The 17,832-nt window shown below is 62.3% G+C and carries 21 protein-coding genes; 15 read left to right on the top strand and 6 right to left on the bottom strand.

What is annotated here, in order from left to right:
• Positions 1–53: 53 nt before the first annotated feature.
• Positions 54–1,451, top strand: a complete 1,398-nt coding sequence (locus tag AC3WLP_RS09860) for an MFS transporter (RefSeq protein ID WP_014756514.1) — start codon at positions 54–56, stop codon at positions 1,449–1,451.
• A gap of 390 nt (positions 1,452–1,841) precedes the next feature.
• Positions 1,842–2,099 carry a hypothetical protein gene (locus tag AC3WLP_RS09865; protein ID WP_012052461.1) on the top strand — a complete coding sequence of 86 codons (258 nt, stop codon included), beginning with the start codon at positions 1,842–1,844 and terminating at the stop codon, positions 2,097–2,099.
• A gap of 53 nt (positions 2,100–2,152) precedes the next feature.
• Here the strand turns inward: AC3WLP_RS09865 and AC3WLP_RS09870 are convergent, their stop codons facing one another.
• From AC3WLP_RS09870 to AC3WLP_RS09880, 3 genes are all read right to left on the bottom strand, one after another.
• Positions 2,153–2,845 (bottom strand): anti-sigma factor, encoded by a 693-nt coding sequence (locus tag AC3WLP_RS09870; protein WP_012052460.1) that lies wholly within the window; start codon positions 2,843–2,845, stop codon positions 2,153–2,155.
• The gene (locus tag AC3WLP_RS09875) at positions 2,842–3,390 is read right to left on the bottom strand and encodes a sigma-70 family RNA polymerase sigma factor (protein WP_017147632.1); all 549 of its coding nucleotides are present in this window, start codon (positions 3,388–3,390) and stop codon (positions 2,842–2,844) included. The genes AC3WLP_RS09870 and AC3WLP_RS09875 overlap by 4 nt, the downstream gene beginning before the upstream one ends.
• 103 nt (positions 3,391–3,493) lie before the next feature.
• Positions 3,494–4,021: a DUF3455 domain-containing protein gene (locus tag AC3WLP_RS09880; RefSeq protein WP_012052458.1), complete on the bottom strand. Its 528-nt coding sequence runs from the start codon at positions 4,019–4,021 to the stop codon at positions 3,494–3,496.
• Between the two features lie 217 nt (positions 4,022–4,238).
• Between AC3WLP_RS09880 and AC3WLP_RS09885 the strand changes: the two genes are divergently transcribed.
• From AC3WLP_RS09885 to AC3WLP_RS09895, 3 genes are all read left to right on the top strand, one after another.
• Positions 4,239–4,526: a hypothetical protein gene (locus AC3WLP_RS09885; RefSeq protein WP_012052457.1), complete on the top strand. Its 288-nt coding sequence runs from the start codon at positions 4,239–4,241 to the stop codon at positions 4,524–4,526.
• 403 nt (positions 4,527–4,929) lie between these two features.
• On the top strand, positions 4,930–5,298 hold the full coding sequence (locus AC3WLP_RS09890; protein ID WP_017147631.1) for a hypothetical protein: 369 nt from the start codon (positions 4,930–4,932) through the stop codon (positions 5,296–5,298).
• Between the two features lie 199 nt (positions 5,299–5,497).
• Positions 5,498–5,806, top strand: a complete 309-nt coding sequence (locus AC3WLP_RS09895) for a hypothetical protein (protein WP_003248263.1) — start codon at positions 5,498–5,500, stop codon at positions 5,804–5,806.
• A gap of 223 nt (positions 5,807–6,029) precedes the next feature.
• Here the strand turns inward: AC3WLP_RS09895 and AC3WLP_RS09900 are convergent, their stop codons facing one another.
• Positions 6,030–6,230 (bottom strand): hypothetical protein, encoded by a 201-nt coding sequence (locus tag AC3WLP_RS09900; protein WP_014756518.1) that lies wholly within the window; start codon positions 6,228–6,230, stop codon positions 6,030–6,032.
• Positions 6,231–6,399: 169 nt separating this feature from the next.
• Between AC3WLP_RS09900 and AC3WLP_RS09905 the strand changes: the two genes are divergently transcribed.
• Entirely contained in the window at positions 6,400–6,759 is a 360-nt protein-coding gene (locus AC3WLP_RS09905) for a hypothetical protein (protein ID WP_012052453.1), read from the top strand.
• Positions 6,760–6,801: 42 nt separating this feature from the next.
• Here AC3WLP_RS09905 and AC3WLP_RS09910 read toward each other — a convergent pair whose 3' ends face one another.
• Positions 6,802–7,008, bottom strand: a complete 207-nt coding sequence (locus tag AC3WLP_RS09910) for a hypothetical protein (RefSeq protein ID WP_003248274.1) — start codon at positions 7,006–7,008, stop codon at positions 6,802–6,804.
• A 228-nt stretch (positions 7,009–7,236) separates the two neighbouring features.
• Between AC3WLP_RS09910 and AC3WLP_RS09915 the strand changes: the two genes are divergently transcribed.
• The 6 genes from AC3WLP_RS09915 (at position 7,237) to AC3WLP_RS09940 (ending at position 12,581) form a co-directional block, all read left to right on the top strand.
• Positions 7,237–8,217 carry a quinone oxidoreductase family protein gene (locus AC3WLP_RS09915; protein WP_012052452.1) on the top strand — a complete coding sequence of 327 codons (981 nt, stop codon included), beginning with the start codon at positions 7,237–7,239 and terminating at the stop codon, positions 8,215–8,217.
• A gap of 13 nt (positions 8,218–8,230) precedes the next feature.
• Entirely contained in the window at positions 8,231–9,079 is an 849-nt protein-coding gene (locus tag AC3WLP_RS09920) for a TauD/TfdA dioxygenase family protein (protein ID WP_014860241.1), read from the top strand.
• Between the two features lie 54 nt (positions 9,080–9,133).
• Positions 9,134–10,186 carry a beta-keto acid cleavage family enzyme gene (locus AC3WLP_RS09925; RefSeq protein WP_088512149.1) on the top strand — a complete coding sequence of 351 codons (1,053 nt, stop codon included), beginning with the start codon at positions 9,134–9,136 and terminating at the stop codon, positions 10,184–10,186.
• Positions 10,187–10,313: 127 nt separating this feature from the next.
• Positions 10,314–11,594: an MFS transporter gene (locus AC3WLP_RS09930; RefSeq protein ID WP_088512148.1), complete on the top strand. Its 1,281-nt coding sequence runs from the start codon at positions 10,314–10,316 to the stop codon at positions 11,592–11,594.
• Positions 11,595–11,598: 4 nt separating this feature from the next.
• Positions 11,599–12,252: a DsbA family protein gene (locus AC3WLP_RS09935; protein ID WP_088512147.1), complete on the top strand. Its 654-nt coding sequence runs from the start codon at positions 11,599–11,601 to the stop codon at positions 12,250–12,252.
• Positions 12,249–12,581: a Rieske (2Fe-2S) protein gene (locus AC3WLP_RS09940; RefSeq protein ID WP_088512146.1), complete on the top strand. Its 333-nt coding sequence runs from the start codon at positions 12,249–12,251 to the stop codon at positions 12,579–12,581. The genes AC3WLP_RS09935 and AC3WLP_RS09940 overlap by 4 nt, the downstream gene beginning before the upstream one ends.
• Here AC3WLP_RS09940 and AC3WLP_RS09945 read toward each other — a convergent pair.
• A complete protein-coding gene (locus AC3WLP_RS09945) occupies positions 12,544–13,575 on the bottom strand; it encodes an AraC family transcriptional regulator (RefSeq protein WP_088512145.1) in 1,032 nt (343 codons plus the stop codon). The genes AC3WLP_RS09940 and AC3WLP_RS09945 overlap by 38 nt on opposite strands.
• Positions 13,576–13,822: 247 nt before the next feature.
• Between AC3WLP_RS09945 and AC3WLP_RS09950 the strand changes: the two genes are divergently transcribed.
• From AC3WLP_RS09950 to AC3WLP_RS09960, 3 genes are all read left to right on the top strand, one after another.
• Positions 13,823–14,398 carry an RBBP9/YdeN family alpha/beta hydrolase gene (locus tag AC3WLP_RS09950; RefSeq protein WP_012052445.1) on the top strand — a complete coding sequence of 192 codons (576 nt, stop codon included), beginning with the start codon at positions 13,823–13,825 and terminating at the stop codon, positions 14,396–14,398.
• A gap of 77 nt (positions 14,399–14,475) precedes the next feature.
• Positions 14,476–16,431, top strand: coding sequence for a DUF1302 domain-containing protein (locus AC3WLP_RS09955; protein WP_088512144.1), 1,956 nt, complete (start codon positions 14,476–14,478; stop codon positions 16,429–16,431).
• 38 nt (positions 16,432–16,469) lie between these two features.
• Positions 16,470–17,828, top strand: a complete 1,359-nt coding sequence (locus AC3WLP_RS09960) for a DUF1329 domain-containing protein (protein ID WP_088512143.1) — start codon at positions 16,470–16,472, stop codon at positions 17,826–17,828.
• Positions 17,829–17,832 lie beyond the last annotated feature (4 nt).

Here is a 17,832-nt window from a genome sequence, read left to right on the forward strand (position 1 = left end):
GGTAAACCCGCTCCTACAATCGAGACTCTCCTTTTGCAGAAGGAACTGAACCCTTGGCCACCCCCGCAGTCCCCACCACCGGCATCGCCTTGCTGGTCGCCGTCACCTTCTTCATGGAAAACCTCGACGCCACCGTCATCGCCACCGCGCTGCCGCAGATGGCCCGTGACTTCGCCGAGAACCCGGTCAGCCTGAACATCGGCATCAGCGCCTACCTGCTGGCGGTGGCGGTGTTCATCCCGCTCAGCGGCTGGGTCGCCGACCGCTTCGGCGCGCGCCAGGTGTTCGCCGGGGCCATTGGCCTGTTCACCCTGGCCTCGTGGCTGTGCGGATTGGCACAAACTTTGGAAACCTTCGTCGCCGCACGGGTGCTGCAAGGCATCGGTGGCGCGCTGATGGTACCGGTCGGGCGTCTGGTGGTGCTGCGCACCACCGAGAAGCAGGACCTGGTGAAGGTGCTTGCGGTGATCACCTGGCCCGGGTTGGTGGCGCCGGTGCTCGGCCCACCGATTGGCGGGCTGATCGTCACCCACCTGTCGTGGCCGTGGATCTTCTACCTGAACATCCCGCTCGGCCTGCTGGCCATCGCAGCGGCGTGGTGGCTGGTCCCCAATACGCGTGCCAGTGAAGCGCGCCGTTTCGATTGGCTCGGCTTCGTCTTCCTCGCTTCGGCCTGCGCGACCTGGTTGCTGGGCCTGGAGATGCTCGGCTCGCTGTCGGGCGGCAGCCTCGGCACAGGCGCTACACTGGTGGCCGTGGGGGCTCTGCTGACCTGGCTGTCGATCCGCCATTGCCAGCGTCACCCGGCGCCACTGCTACCGCTGGCTACCCTAGGCATCGCCACGTTCCGCGCCAGCATCATCGGCGGCACGTTGTTCCGCCTGTCGATCAGCGCCTTGCCGTTCCTGATTCCGCTGTTGCTGCAGATCGGTTTCGGCTATTCGCCGGTGGATGCAGGGTTGCTGGTGCTGGCGATCTTCGTCGGCAACCTCGCGATGAAACCGTTTACCACCGGGCTGCTGCGCCGCCACGGCTTTCGTCGAGTGCTGCTGGTCAATGGCTTGATCGGCGTCGGTTGCATTCTCGCGTGCTTACTCCTTCAGCAAGACATGCCGTGGTACTGGGTGGCGCTGGTGCTGTTCATCGGCGGGCTGTCTCGTTCCATGCAGTTCACCACCTACAACGCCATCGGTTTTGCCGAGGTGCCAAAAGCACAGATGGGCCAGGCGTCGACGCTGTTCAGCATGTTCTTCCAACTGGCGATGGCGCTCGGGGTTGCGATTGCGGCCCTGCTGCTGAGGGTCTCGACGATGCTGCGTGGGGGTGAAAGCGAGATGACGGTGGGCGACTTTCGCTGGGCGCTTGTCGGTATCGGCCTGATTGCTTGCGCCGCGTTGGTTGATGCAGTACGCCTGCCGGCCAATGCTGGTGAACAGGTATTGCGTACTTAGCTATGTTGGGTTCACGGCCACGTCATCAGGGGGACAGGTGTTGGGATCGGGATCCTTTGGGCCATTAACGACCTACAGCGAACGGACAACCGATAACGGGTCGATAGCGGTCATTCACGATCGGCAGCTTTTCGCCCCAAAGCGCACGGGCGTAAAGGGCAGCGGGCACTGAACAGGACGACGCAGATCAAGGCCGTAAGCGTTCCGCCGCCAGCGACGGCTCTTGAAGTGACCGTAGGTGTGACGGCTGTCGTGCTGCCTACCCATCCAGCATGGATGGAAAGCCAGTAGCGACTTCCGTGACTGCATAGTACGGTCCGCCTTCAACAAGCCACCCGGTTCGTTGCCTTCACCCCCACGGACCGGGGCTCTCATGACCTGGGAGGTCGAATGGAAGTCGTTACAACGATCAGTCAACAAGAACTGGATAACGCATTGGTCGCGTTTGCACGCTACAAAATCGGAGAGATCAAGATCTTCGACCTGGAGCAGGCAATGCGCTTCGAAGCAGGCCAAGCCTTGTCCCAAAGCGGGCTGGTCCGGTTCTCAATTACCAAAATGGTGTCAGGACGTTATCGCATCAGCGATGAAGGGGAGAACGCCATCACAGAGGCTGGGCGGGATCGCCTTGAGGTGATCCGCGGCTGACCCTGGCTTCCAGCCTTGCGAAGGCCGCAGTCATGTTCTGCGGCCCTTTCGTGTCATATCACTTTCACCGCGCGACCAATGAACTTCACCGGCCCTGTCGGCAGACCGGTCGGCGAGCCACCGGCTTTCTCCAGCGTCAGCTCGAACAGTTGATTGGCCTCCAAGGGTGGCAAACTTTCCAGCGGAACTCGATAGGGTTCGCCCGGTTTGACCAGGCCAAGCGAAACCGGAGCACGCCATTGCTCGCCCTTGGTCCAGAACTGCAGGGCCATGCCGTCGGGGACCGTGTCCCGGCCCAGCGGCAGCAGTTCGATCATGTGGCTGTCGCTGGCCTGCACCACCCAGCCGGGGGCCTGGCTGTTCGGCGCCACCAGCACCACCAGGTATTGCGTGTTAGAGGGGGGCGTTGTCAGCAAGGTAAACGCCAGCAGCAGGCTTGCAGCCAGCCCTGCGGCGCTGAGCCCTTGCCACAGGCCGAGGCGTTGCCACCAGCGAGCCTGCGTGTGCGGTGCGGGCAGCTCGTCGAGGCTGCGCTGGATACGGCGCCACAGGCGGGGGCTTGGGGGCTGCGGGGTAGACAGCGCGGTCAGCTCCAGCAGCCGGGCCTCCCAGGCATCCACGGCGGCGCGAAGCGCGGGGTCGGTACGCAGGCGTTCGGCCGCCGCGGCATATTGCTCCGGCGACAAGGTCCCCAGCACATATTCCCCGGCGAGGCTGTCCAGTTCTTCGGCAGAATCGGGCTTCATTCCAGGCACTCCCGTAGCGCTTTGAGGCTGCGTTTGATCCAGGCCTTGACAGTGCCCAATGGCGCGCCCAATAAACCGGCTATCTCGGCGTGGCTGCAGCCGTCCACGTAGGCGTGCAGGATGCAGCGTTGCGGTGCGGGCTGCAGTTGTTCAAGGCAGCGGTAAATCTTTGCTGAGCCGGACCAGAGCTCAAGGTCATCAATCCTCCCGTGCAATGTTGACGCAGTTTCGGTGTCGGCATCGGTCAGTACAGTTTCACGGCGGGTATCACGTATCGAATTCAGCGCCAGGTGGCGGGTAATGCTGTAGATCCAGCCTCGAGCCGAGCCGCGCGCCGGGTCGTAGCTGGCAGCGCGGGTCCAGATGCGGATGATCGCATCGTGGACGATGTCTTCTGCGGTGGCGTCGTCACGTGCGATACGCCGGGCAACGCCCAGCAGGCGCGCGCTTTCGTGATCGTAGAGCGCCTGCAGGGCCCGCCGGTCACCCTGTGCACAGGCTAACAGGCAGCGGTGGAAGTCGAAGGGAGTGGCCGGCGAGTTCAACGTGTGTGGCTTCCTTGTGTAAGGCAAGTACCCCGGCCATCCAGCCGGGGGGCTTGCCATCGAGCGTAGATCATCACTCGCAGGGCGTTGGGTCAGGTGCGTGTCACTTGGCTGTCCAGAACACATAGTCAGCCTGGTACTGGACGACCTGCCTGGCACCTTTGTTCTGCGCCGTGCAGTCGACTGAAGGCGCCACACCGCCGCGGGTGGCCAGGCGCTGGATGTAGCTGACCCCCTGCATGGCGCCTTTGCCTTCGGCCGGGTTGGCCTTGACCAGTTGATAGGGGATGGCGCCTTTGTCCGCCGGTGCCACTGCCAACTGGGTGCCGGTGACTTTCGAGCCATCCTTGGCCTGCCAGGTAGCGGGTGGGCCAAAGTAGTCGCCCACCTGTTTACCGCCACGGTCATTGAGCACTGCCTTGGGGCCGACGAAAGTCCATTCGGTCTGACCGGGGGTGTTGGCCTTGTCGCGGCACTCGTAGGTGATCTCGCCGACGCCGACGGTTTCGAGCAGGACGCGATGGCCATCAGGGACTTTGACCGCTTCTGGCAGCGTGGTCTGGGCGTGGGCGGGCGGCAGCGCAAGGGCGAGGCTGCAGGCGAGCAGGCAGGCGGAGTATTTGAAGTTCATGGGCAGTGCTCCTGAAAGTCATTGGGCTGGGCAGTCAAAGGCCGCCCACTAGCAATACCCGCCAACGGGCGGACTGGATGCACTGAATGAAAAAAAATGCGTAGCGAGATGAGCCTGCATGTGCTTGCCTACCCTCTCGAACGCGCGATGAGCCTCTTTGCTATCGCAGGACTGCTTTAACGCGCGCACCCCCGACAACCCCACGAGGACACTGCAAATGAAGCGTTTGTTACTGGGCCTGTTGCTCGCCGCATCGGGCGCTGCCCACGCCGGTATTCCGCTGTTGAACGCAACATGCCCCGGCAATATCGAGGTCCATGCCGATAAAGGTGGGCCTGTCTATATCAATGGCAAGGAAGCCACGCTGAAAAAATTCAATGACAACTATTTCGAGGCCAAAGGTGGCGGGGTAACGGTATCGTTGTCGATCAACCCGGACGGCTCGCCTGACGTCTCGTATACCGGTAAGAACAAAGCCAATGGCGTATGCCAGATCAAGGACTGACTGCGCGATTGCGCTGTTTGGCTGGCGCGGTGTCAGCGGGCTGCACCTGGGCGCTGGAACGAGAATTGCTGTGACCCCTGAGACATTGATCATGCGGAGTACGCAGAGATGACTCAGGATGACCGCTATTACATGATTTTCAGCGTGGTTGCTGTGCTGGTACTGGATCTGGCGGCGACTTATGTGTTTCTCAATGCCATTCCCTGACCCCGGTTATGGGTCAGGCCTTACGCGTAATCGGGGCCAACGCAGGGTGTGAGGAAAACGCCCCGAACCCTATATAGCAAACAAACCTGATGCCCTGTTGTCGTTGAGCAGTAACATGGGCAGGACAAAAACCAAAAAAGGGCAGGCTGCTTGGCAACATTTCCCAGTTTTTGAGGGGGCTGCAGGAGCGTGTCGCGTGAAAAACTCAAGTTCGCGAGCAGGTGCAATACTGGTAATCGGGGCAGCCTCGTTGTTCGTCGCAGGCTGCGCACAAAACCCGGATGTGCGTGACAGCCACGATTATACCGCTGGCACTACCGTGAAAAGCCCACCCGCCTATCTGGGCTGCGTCAAAGGCGAGCTACAAGGGAATGTGAAAACCTATGAAGTCGAGGGTGATAACGCGGTCAGGCTTTTCGTCGAAAGCACTGACCCCGACAAGGCAGAGGGTCTTGTAGAGTTGCGGGGCACGGGAAGCGAGCGCCACTTCACGGCCTATCAACGTGATGCCTGGTACGACCATGGCAGGTTGCTGGATGCTGCACTGATGTGTTCAAAAGCGTAATCATCCAACCCAACACCAATAGCCCGCCGTCGAGAGCGGGCTTTTTGTCTGCCGATCGCCTGCCCGGCAACGTTCAAAAAGGGCGGGTGGAGCCGGTATGTCCTGAGCAGCGTTGCTTTGCATTTGCCGGCCCCGCCCGTAATAATCGTTGTATTTGGATGGAGAGTCGCAGGTGGAAGCAAGAAGCGTAGTCGCCGAAATGTTCATTGGGATGCCGACGCATTTCTGGGTTTTGCCTGTTGCCGGCCTGGTTGCCTACTACGGGCTGAAGTGGTCCGCCAGATCCAGTAATCGTGCCACCCTGCTACAAGCCTCGACATACCTGTTACTGCTGGCACTGGCAGTGCTGCCCAACGGCTTTTATGCACTGTTTCCTCCTGCGCCCGAGCCAGATGTGCTGTTGAATCAAACGCCGTTGCCCAACTATGCAGGGCGCTTCTACCTGGATGCGTTCTATGTCTTCAGTGGCTGGGCGCTGAGCAAAGTGGTCAAGTTGAAGTTCAGCTGAGTCGCAGCTCGCTACCTGATGCGCTGACGGGATCAGTAATTGCATACCCCATTGAAACCAGCGCATCTGGGGGAAACGGCAATGCTCTCTGAAGATCTGTACATCATGTTCCTGGTTGTCGGCAGTGTGTTGGCCCTGGATATAGCAGCCATCGTGTTGTACAGGGGAGCCAAGCCCTGACCCCGGGTTTGGCTCGCAATGGCGCCGGAGTGTCCTCAGGGCTTCAGCTTTTCTCCTGTACCTGCAGCACCGACCCCTTGTCGTCAGTTGCCAGCAATCCGCCGGCGTCGGTGTCGTCTGATTGTCGCTCGGCAAGGGGTACGTCCGGCGAGCGAAAGATACTATGGCCCTGTTCACCGGTTTTAAGGGTGACGAGTTTGCCGTTTTGATAGAAGAACTGAGTGTGGTTGGCGTTCGTTTGCATGGTATGAAGCCCCTGCCGAGTCATGGTGTGATGTGCCATGGGTAGTTTCACTGTTGCAGCGTGACCCTGCTACTGGCAGAAATATCAGGTGCGCTGAACGGATCCCGCTTTGGCGTCGTCCTGCAGCAAGACTTTGGTTGATTAGTAACGCGGCGTCACGCCCGTTAGAATGCAGCGTATCCATAACGGTCGATTGCAAATGCCTGACATTCGTATTTTTATCGCCACTGTGTTGGTTGCCAGCCTCGCCGGTTGCGCTACCCCCGGCAAACCCACTGCCAGCAAACTGACCCAAAAATCGCCGCAGCAGTACGCCGCCTGTGTCCTGCCAAAATGGCAGGCGCTGGCCCCACAGGCCACGCAGAAGTCGATAGCCCATGGCTACCGGCTCACGGCGCCAAGCGCCGTGGCAAGCGACGATGTGCTTGATGTGGTTGACGCTCACGAGGGCAGCCGCGCGACCTTCTACAAGGGCAGCTTTCTGTCTGGCGACAAATTACGCCAGGCTGCCAAGCAATGCCTGGATTGAACCCGTGCCCCGAGCGGGTTGAGCCGCCCCGATCTCCTGCAGTTACCCCAACTCATCCCGCTTGTTCAAATGCTCGCATTTCACCTGCGCCTCCGTGCGGCTCGGATAGCTCGGCTTGAGCCGCTCCTTTGCCTGATTGTCATAAATGTCGAACCCTCCACACACGGTAGCGGCGTAGTAGCGGCTGCCAACGCGGAACGATTCCTTTTCGATCGGCACAGCGGGAACGATAACGAATCTTGGTTGCATTTTTCGTGCCTCCCCAGGCAGAGATTTAAGTATTAGTCTCGCAAGAGGTAACCATCAAGCAGCCTCATGAATTAAGGCGCTGGTCCGAACACCGGTGCGTCGACACCTGCTGTCATCAAATGAAAACCCGCTGTCGTCCGATGCGAAGCACCCCGCAAGCCAAGGGCATACAGTCCAATCACCCAACACTGACGCCTGACGTCCAGATCGATGATTGGAGAGACAAGCATGTCCAAAGTGGTACGTTTCCATCAGACCGGTGGCCCCGAGGTATTGCGCTACGAGGACGCCGAGGTTGGCGAGCCCGGCCCCGGGCAGGTTCGTTTGCGCCAGGTGGCGGTGGGCCTGAACTATGCCGACACCTACTTTCGCAACGGCACTTACCCGATCGCGCTGCCCAATGGCATCGGCGTCGAAGCTGCCGGGGTGGTGGAGGCGGTGGGCGAAGGCGTGACCCAGGTGGTGGTCGGTGACCGGGTCACCTATACCGGTTTCCTCAATACCCTGGGAGCCTATTGCACCGAGCGCCTGATCCCCGCTGCGGCGCTGATCAAGCTGCCGGAAACCATTGCCTTCGAGACTGCTGCCGCCATGACCATGCGCGGCCTGACCTCGGCCTACCTGTTACGCCGGCTCTATGACTTCAAACCCGGAGACAGCGTGCTTCTGCATGCGGCTGCTGGCGGGGTGGGCCTGATTGTCGCGCAGTGGGCGCGGCTGCTTGGGCTGAACGTGATCGGCACAGTATCCACCGAGGCCAAGGCCGAGGTAGCCCGCGCCCATGGCTGCAACCACATCATCAACTACAGCGTCGAAGACGTCGCCAGCCGCGTGCGCGAACTGACCGACGGGGTAGGGGTGAACGTCGTGTTCGACAGTGTCGGCAAGACCACCTTCACCGGCTCGCTCGATTCGCTCAAGCGCCGCGGGCTGATGGTTTGCGTCGGCACGGCGTCGGGCACCATCCCGCCGTTCGACCCTCAGTTGCTGGCAATCAAGGGTTCGCTGCAGCTTACCCGCCCGGCACTGGCCGACTTCATCGCCGATCCGGCAGAAAAGGCTGACCTGGCCGGCGAATTGTTCGACCACGTCAGCAGCGGGCGCATTCGTATCGAAATCAATCAGCACTACGCCCTGCAGGACGCGGTACAGGCCCACCGTGACCTGGAAGCCCGCAAAACCACGGGCTCGTCGATCTTCGTCATCTGAAGAGGGCAACAGCATGCACATTGAACAACTGACCTGCGCGATCGGTGCTGAGGTGAGTGGCGTCAACCTGGCCGATGCGATTCACGATGACGAACTGTTCGCCCAGTTGCGCCAGCAGTTGCTCCAGCACCGTGTGCTGTTCCTGCGCGACCAGCACTTCAGCCGTGCCGAGCACGTGGCCTTCGCCCGTCGCTTCGGCGAGCTGGAGGACCACCCGGTGGCCGGGAGCGACCCGGAGCACCCGGGGCTGGTGCAGATCTACAAGCGCCCGGACCAGCCCAACGACCGCTATGAAAATGCCTGGCACACCGATGCCACCTGGCGTGAGGCTCCGCCCATGGGGTGTGTGCTGCGCTGTGTGGAATGCCCGCCGGTAGGCGGCGACACCTTGTGGGCGAACATGGTGCTGGCCTATGAGAACCTGCCAAACGATGTAAAGGCCAGAATCGAAGACCTGCGCGCCCGCCACAGCATCGAGGCCAGCTTCGGCGCTGCAATGCCGCTGGACAAACGGCTGGCACTCAAGGCGCAGTTCCCCGACGCCGAGCACCCGGTCGTACGCACCCACCCGGAAACGGGGGAGCAGGTGCTGTTCGTCAACGCCTTCACCACCCACTTCAGCAACTACCACACCCCGCAGCGGGTGCGTTTCGGCCAGGATGCAAACCCGGGCGCCGGCGACCTGCTGCGTTACCTGATCAGCCAGGCCTATCTGCCCGAATACCAGGTGCGCTGGCGCTGGAAGCCCAACAGCGTGGCGATTTGGGACAACCGCAGCACCCAGCACTACGCCGTCATGGACTACCCGCCATGCCATCGCAAGATGGAGCGTGCCGGGATCAGGGGCAGCCGCACGTTCTAAGCCTGCCGCCGTCCCTGGCGGTAACCCCACAATAACAATAGCGAGGACTACAGCATGCAATTCTTCGACGATTCGTTGCACCCGGAAAACATGGAAAAGGTGGTCATCACCGTCGCCCCTTATGGCCCGGAGTGGATGCCCGAAGACTTCCCTGAAGACATTCCGCTGACCATGGACGAGCAGGTGCAGAAGGCCGTCGACTGCTACGAGGCAGGTGCCACCGTGCTGCACTTGCATGTGCGTGAGCTGGACGGCAAAGGCTCCAAGCGCCTGTCCAAGTTCAACGAGCTGATCGCCGGGGTACGTGAAGCTGTGCCGGAGATGATCATTCAAGTTGGCGGTTCGATTTCCTTCGCCCCGGAAGGTGAAGGCGAGGCGGCCAAATGGCTGTCGGATGACACCCGGCACATGCTTGCCGAGCTGACGCCGCGGCCCGACCAGGTGACCGTGGCCATCAACACCACGCAGATGAACATCATGGAGTTGCTGTACCCCGAGTACCTTGAAGGCACCTCGCTGGCCAGCCCCGCAATCCATGCTGCCTACAGCGAAATGACCGTGCCGGCCGGCCCGGCCTGGGTCCGCGAGCACTTGCGTCGCCTGCAGGCCAGCCATATCCAGCCGCATTTCCAGCTGACCGGCATGCATGCCCTGGAAACCCTCGAACGCATCGTGCGCCGGGGTGACTACATGGGGCCGCTGAATTTGACCTGGATCGGCATTGGCGGCGGTTTCGACGGCCCCAACCCGTTCAACTTCTTCAACTTCATCCACCGCGCGCCGGACGGCTGCACCCTGACTGCCGAATCGTTGCTCAAGAACGTGCTGCCGTTCAACACCATGGCGCTGGCCATGGGCCTGCACCCGCGCTGCGGCAATGAAGACACCCTCATCGACCAGCACGGCAAACGCTTTACCTCGGTGCAGCAGATCCAGCAGACCGTGCGCGTGGCCCATGAGCTGGGGCGCGAGATTGCCAGCGGCAAGGAGGCCCGCGCCATTTACCGCATCGGGCAGCAGTACGACAGCATCGAGCAGACGCTGAAAGCCAATGGCATGGCGCCGAACCGCCAGGCGGGTGAGAAGGGCGTGCCGCAGCGCACTTGAGGCGGTTATGGCAGGCCCGGTCTCTTCGCGGGCATACCTGCGAAGAGGCCACAAAAAGCAACGTGAGTTCTGGCGGTTACCCATAACAACAAAAACAACACCCACGCTTCACACCCAAGGAGGCAACATGGCCACCTATCTCGTCAGCGCCGAAGACTCCGGCACCGACACTGCCAACAGCATTCCCCGGCGCTATGCCTGGGTCGTCTTTGCTTTGACCTTCGGCCTGTTGATCTCCGACTACATGTCGCGCCAGGTGCTCAATGCGGTGTTTCCGCTGCTCAAGGGCGAATGGGCATTGACCGACAGCCAGTTGGGCTTGCTCAGCGGCATCGTCGCGCTGATGGTCGGCCTGCTGACCTTCCCGTTGTCGCTGCTGGCCGACCGTTTCGGCAGGGTACGCAGCCTGGTGCTGATGGCCGTGCTGTGGAGCCTGGCCACGCTCGGCTGTGCCCTGGCGGAAAACTACCCGCAAATGTTCATTGCGCGCTTTCTGGTCGGGGTCGGCGAGGCCGCCTATGGCAGTGTCGGCATTGCCGTGGTGGTCGCGGTATTCCCCCGCGACATGCGGTCGACGCTGGCCGGGGCGTTCATGGCGGGCGGCATGTTCGGCTCGGTGCTGGGCATGGCCTTGGGCGGGGTGTTGGCTCAGCACCTGGGCTGGCGCTGGGCATTTGCCGGCATGGCATTGTTCGGCCTGGTGCTGGCGATGCTCTACCCCCTCATCGTTAAAGAGGGGCGCATTGCGCCCAAGTGCGCGCAGCAGGCGCTGGACAAGGCCAGCCACCCGCTGCGCACCCTGTACAACAGCCGTTCGGTCATCGCCGCCTATGTCGGCAGTGGCCTGCAGTTGTTTGTCGGCGGCACCCTGATCGTGTGGATGCCCAGCTACCTGAACCGCTATTACGCCATGGGCACCGACCGCGCGGGGGCGATCGCCGCCGTCATCGTGCTGTGCAGTGGTATCGGCATGATTCTCTGCGCCATGCTCTGCGATCGCCTTGGGCGGCAGCGCCCCGACCGCAAGATCAGCCTGGCCATCGGCTATTGCCTGGGCAGTTGCGCGCTGCTGAGCATAGCCTTTGCGTTGCCTGCCGGTACCGCGCAACTGGTGCTGATCTGCCTGGGCATGATGATAGCCGCCGGCACCAATGGCCCGTCCAGTGCCATGGTCGCCAACCTGACCCACGCCGCTGTGCATGGCACGGCATTCGCCACCCTGACCTTGGCCAACAACCTGCTGGGCCTGGCCACCGGGCCGCTGATCACCGGTCGGGTGTCTGACCTGATCGGGCTTCAGGCGGCGCTGCAGTGGGTGCCACTGACAAGCATTGCAGCGGCGGCCGTGTTCTGGGTTGCCAAACGTCACTACCACCGCGACATGGATCGTCTGCGCTGCAGGAGTTGAAACCGTGAAACAGCAATTGTCCGTCGAGGTGTTCTTCGATTTCGTCTGCCCCTGGTGCCTGATTGGCCAGCGGCACTTGCAAGCTGCGCTGTTGCTGTTGCAGCGTGAGCAGCCACACGTGCAAGTGCAGGTTCACAGGCAGGGCGTGCAGTTGCTGCCGGGGCTGCCAGCCAATGGGGTACCCTTCAAGCAGTTCTACCTTCAACGCCTGGGCAGCGAGCAGGCAGTGCGCGAGCGCCAGGCTCAGGTGCGCGCCGCTGCCCGTGTGGTGGGCGAGGACATCGACTTCTCGCGCATCTGCCGCATGCCAAACACCGGCAACGCCCACCGGTTGATGCAGCGCGCCGGCAGTCTGCTTGGCGCGTCGCAACAGCAAGCGTTGCTGGAGCGGCTGTTCATTGCCTATTTCCACCAAGGCCGCGACCTCGGCGATGGCCGCACGTTGCTCGGCATCGCCGCGAGTTGCGGGCTCAAGGCCGCGCAGGTAATCGATTGTTTGCGTGATGATGGCAGCCCGTTTCTCGACGGTGCAGGGCGTGCAGGCAGTGCCGTGCCACGTTATCGCTTCAACCTGGGCCCTCTGATTGCCGGGGTGCGGCCAGCCGAGGCGCTGTTTGCGGCGATGACCGACGCCTTGTCAGAGGGGGTGCAGGCATGAGCCTGCGTATCGCCCTGAATCCCAGCCAACTGCCGGAGCGCAATGGTCGGGCGCTGCTGGCCTGCGAGGGCCGCAGCATAGCCTTGTTCAATGTCGCCGGTGCGCTCTATGCCATTGACGATAGCTGCCCGCACCAAGGGGCGTCGCTGTGTGGTGGGCGCCTGGAAGGGCGGGTGATTCAGTGCTGTGCCCACGGCCTGCGCTTCGACCTGGCCAGCGGGTACCTGGTCAATTCCAAGGCGTTGAAAGTTACCTGCTACCCGGTGCAGCAGGAGGGTGATGCGGTGTTCATCACCCTCGATAGTGACGGGTTTGGGGAGCAGGGCTGACACTGCTTGCCCGCCAGCTGGCCGGCGGCATGCCGTACTGGGCGATGAACCAGCGGGTGAACGAACTGGGCATCGAGTAGCCGAGCATATCGGCAATGCGACCCAGCGAATAGCTGGGGTTCTCCAGGTAGCGCATCACCAGGTCACGTCGCACGCTGTTGATCAGGTCCTTGAAGGTCAAGCCGCTGTCTTCCAGCCGCCGCTGCAGGGTGCGTACGTTCATGCCCTGGGTTTGCGCCACTTGCTCGAGGGTGGCCCGCCCCATGGGCAGCAGCAGGTAGATGGTCTTGCGCAACTCCAGCTCCAGCGATGGTTCGCTGCCTGCTGGCAGCGTGTCCAGGTAGCGCCGCGCCAGGCGGGCCATGGCTTCGTTGGCTTGCGGGCTGGCACTGTCGAGGTCGGCGGCAGGGCAGACGATGCCGTTGAACTCGCTGCCAAACACCAGCGTGCAGCCGAAAATGCGCCGGTGAATGGCGGGGTCGGCGGGGGCCGCATGGGTGAAATTGGCGCTGATCGGGTGCCAGTGCGTGCCTAGCAGCGCCGCGCACAAGCGCATCATCACGCCGATAGCCAGCTCGGTGGCCTGGCGGCTACAGGGCGCGCGCTCGCTGATCACCTCTTCGCGAATGACCACGGTCTTGCCAGCTTCTTCGATATGAATGGCCAGCGCGTCATTGAGCAGATGGCGGTACTGCACGATCACCTGCAGCGCATCGCGCAGGTTGCGTTGGTGGCTGAGCAGCAGGCTGATTTCGCCGAAGTCCGACAACTGGCGCAGTTCGGCCATGCGCAAGCCGAAGCTCTCGCATTGGCTGGCGCTGGCGGAAGCTTCCAGCAGGTTGATCACGCTGGCCACCGGGATACGCCGGTTGGGGTCGTTAAGCAACGCCGCGCTGAGGCCCACCTGTGCCAGCAGTTTGTGGGGGTTCAGACCCAGGTGGCGAGACACCTCCAGGTAGTTGGTCAAGCTGGCGGCGCGGACGAGGGCAGGCATTTTTTATTGTTATCCCTATTGTTCAGGCAACCTGGCGCTTTCAGGCAGCAGCACAAGGCTGTTGCTACAAAAAGCACTTGGCTTGCAGGTGCACGGGTTTTATAGCCTGCGTGTCATCAATTGAAAAGCAAAGCCCTGTTCGAGCCATTGTCATCAAATGAAAAGTACCTGACGCCCAATGTGAAGCACCCGGGGGGAGGGCTGTTTACTGTGAACCTCAACAGCTACACCGCACACGAGGTTCACCGTGGAAAAACTGCAAACCACTGCCACCGTGTTGATCGTCCCTGGCCTGCGCGACCACGTTGCCGATCATTGGCAGACGCTCCTTGCCAGCCGCCTGACGAAGGTGCGCAGCGTACCGCCGCTGAAGGTTGACGGCCTTTGCTGCAACGCCCGGGTAGAGGCGATCCAGCGCGAACTGGAGCAGATCGACGGCCAGGTGCTGCTGGTGGCGCACAGTGCCGGCGTACTGATGGTCGCCCACTGGGCCGCACGTTACGGGTGGCCGATCAAGGGGGCTTTGCTGGCTGCACCGCCAGACCTCAACGCCCAATGGCCGGCGCACTACCCAAGCCCAGCCAGCCTGGCTGCTCAGGGCTGGTCGCCGTTGCCAACCACGGCGCTGCCGTTCCCGAGCATTGTCGCGGCCAGCAGCAATGACCACCTGGCCAGCTACGCCGCCGTTAGCGAACTTGCCCACCGTTGGGGCAGTGAACTGGTCAACCTGGGTGCCGTCGGCCATCTCAACCCGGCTTCCGGTTTCGGCCCTTGGCCGTTGGCCGAGGCCCTGATCCGCCGTCTGGACGCCGAAACCCTGTAGTAACGCATGGACGCCCCAGCCACGCCCGCAACAGACGGGCGGCGTAAAAAACAATAACAATACGTGGAGCCATCGTAATGCCAGAACACCGCATTCACCCTGCCGTGAAGCCACAGCGCTGCCTGCTCGCCTGCGCCGTCGCCCTGCTCACGCTGCCCGCCGCCCAGGCCGTCGAAGTCCAGACCGGCAATGAAGACTGGGCCGTGCGCTTGGACAATACCGTCAAATACAATTATGGCGTGCGCACGGAAAGCGCCGACAAGCGCATGCTGGGCACGCCCAACAGCAACGACGGTGACTACAACTTCCGCAAAGCCGGCACCAACATCACCAACCGGGTCGACCTGCTGACCGAGCTGGATGTGGTGTATCAGGGCAACACCGGTTTTCGCGTCAGCACTGCCAGCTGGTACGACAAGGCCTACGACAACACCGGTTCCAACAGCAACCCGTTCGTCAATGGCAACGGTGATCAGTCGGGCATCAGCCCCAGCCTCAATGGCCTGCCGGGTACTGGCATACCCCTGGGCAGCCCGCACCTGAGCAACTACGCCCAGCGATACTACAGCGGCCCATCAGGCGAAGTGCTGGATGCGTTCGTATTCATGAGCCGTGACGTGGGCGAAGCGTCGCAGGTCAGCGCCAAGCTGGGCCAGCACAACCTGTTCTGGGGGGAAACCTTGCTCAACCCCGTGCATTCGCTGAGCTATGGCCAGTCCGGCCTGGACCTGGCCAAGCTGGCGGCATCGCCAGGCACCGAGGCCAAGGAGCTGTTCGTCCCTCGCAACCAGCTGTCGACCTCGTTCCTGGTCAACTCCGAACTCACCCTCGGGGCCCAGTACTTCTTCGACTGGGATGCTGCCCGCTTGCCCGAAGCGGGTACCTACTATGGCGGCGCCGATGTGGTAGGCGAGGGCGCGCAGAGCTTCCTGCTCGGCCACACCGGCACCCCGGGCTTGATCCCGGTGCGCGGAGCGCTGACCACCCTCCGTCGCGGTCATGACCTGACACCCGGCAAGAGCGGCGACTGGGGCATCATGGCCAGGTGGTCGCCGCAATGGCTGGGCGGCACCCTCGGTTTCTACTACCGCAAGACGTCCGAGATTCTGCCCCAGGCCTGGCTTGATGCGCGCGGCATGACCGTGGCCAGTGGCCCTTTCGGCAACCCGCCGGGCAGCCGCCAAGGGGCGGTCGGTAACCTGTACAACTCGCTGCAAAGCACCACTTACCAGTTCGCCTACGCTGACAACATCGACATCTATGGCCTGAGCCTGTCCAAGGATGTGGCCGGCATCAGCGTCGGCAGCGACCTCAACATCCGCCACAACATGCCGCTGGCGAGTATCCCGGCAATCGTCAGTGCCCCCGGCCAAGGTGGCCTGGGTGGGGGCTTCGGTTTACTGCCGGCGCGCCTGCCCGGCAGCGGGGTGGTCTACGACGTGCCCAAGGATGGCGACAGCCTGAGCGCCACTGGCGACACCCTGCATTTCACGGTCAACGGCCTGATGACGATGGGGGACACGCCGCTGTTCGACTCGGCAACCCTGCTGGGTGAGCTGTTCTACAGCAACCTGCTCAAGCTCGATAGCCACAACGAGGCTTTGTACAAAGGCAAGGGCAGCTACCGCGGCATCGACAAGGCGACCCGCGACAACTGGGGTATCGCCGTCAACTTCACCCCCACCTGGTACCAGGTGTTGCCGGGCATGGACCTGAGCATGCCGTTGTCGGTCAACGTCGGCCTGGACGGTGTATCGCCGGTGCAAGGCGGCGGCGCCGAAAACACCGGCAATTACGCGGTGGGCTTGAGCGCTGCGATCTACAACCAGTACTTCGTCGACCTCAAGTACGTCGACAGCTTCGGTGAGACCAAGGGCTGCAAGGACGGCCAGACCGACGGCAGCACCCCCAATGCCCTGGACGGCGAACAGGATTACACCTGCTACGGCGGCGGCTACGCCTCCTTCTCCGGCGGTGGCGCCACCACCGAAGACCGTGGCGCGCTGTACCTGACCGTCAAGACGACCTTCTGAGCCCTGTTTCCTACCGCCTACACAGGAAGACAACCATCATGACCTTCGTACGTACCCTGCTGGCCTCGTGCCTGTCGCTGGCCGCGCTCAACGCCGCCCAGGCTGCCGTTTCCCCTGACCAGGCTGCACACCTGGGCACCAACCTGACCACCCTCGGCGCCGAAAAGGCCGGCAATGCCGACGGCTCCATCCCGGCCTACCAAGGCGGCCTGCTTACCCCGCCGGCCAGCTATCAGAGCGGCGCCAGCATGCGACCCGACCCGTTTGCCAGCGAGAAGCCGTTGCTGGTCATCGATGGCAGGAATGCCGATCAATACAAGGGGCAACTGACCGCCACTACCCTCGAACTGCTCAAGCGCTACCCCAGCTACCACGTTGACGTGTACCCGACGCACCGCAGCGTTGCGCTGCCGCAGGCGGTGCTGGACAACACCCGCAAGAACGCCACCGGCGCCAGAAGCCAGGAGGGCGGCACTGCCGTGGACAACGTGCTGCCGGGCATTCCGTTCCCCATTCCGCAGAACGGCGCCGAGGCCATGTGGAACTTCCTGCTGCGCTACCAGGGCGTGAGCATGACCGCCAAGTACGACTCCTGGAACGTCGATGCTGCCGGCAAACCGTCATTGTCGACCACCGGCCAGGCGCACATCAGTTACCCGATCTACGAGGACATGACCAAGCCGATCGGCGCCAAGGACACCTATTACCAGATGAAACTGGTGTACACCGGGCCCGCACGCCGTGCTGGTGAAGCAATGATGCTGCGCGACGCTGCCAACCCGCTGGTGCAACCGCGCAGCGCCTGGCAGTACCTGCCGGGCCAGCGCCGGGTCAAGCTGGCACCTAACCTGGCCTACGACACGCCCAACCCGGGCACCTCCGGCTCTGGCACTTACGATGACGTGTTCGTCTTCAACGGCGCGCTGGACCGCTACGACTGGACCCTGGTCGGCAAGCAGGAGATGTATGTGCCTTACAACACCTACCAGCTGACCTACAACACCGATGTCAAGCAGTTGATCACCCCCAACCACTTGGCGCCGCAGTTTGTACGTTGGGAAAAACACCGCGTGTGGGTGGTGGAAGGCAAGCTCAAGGACGGCGCGCGTCACATCTACCACAAGCGCCGCTTCTACCTCGATGAGGACAGCTGGATCGCGTTGGCCTCGGACCAGTACGACGCCCGTGGCCAGCTGTACCGGGGGTCGTTCGCCTTCCTCACCCAGAGCTATGACAAGCAGACCCCGGACGCCACGCCGTTCATGATCTACGACCTCATCGGCGGCACCTACAACCTCAACGGCGTGGTCGGTGCCTACGGCGGCATCCGTTACATCGACCCGTTGTCGAAAACCCAATGGTCGCCCGGTTCGCTGGCCGGCAACGGCATTCGCTGAACGC

It is taken from the genome of Pseudomonas sp. FW305-E2 (assembly GCF_058782925.1).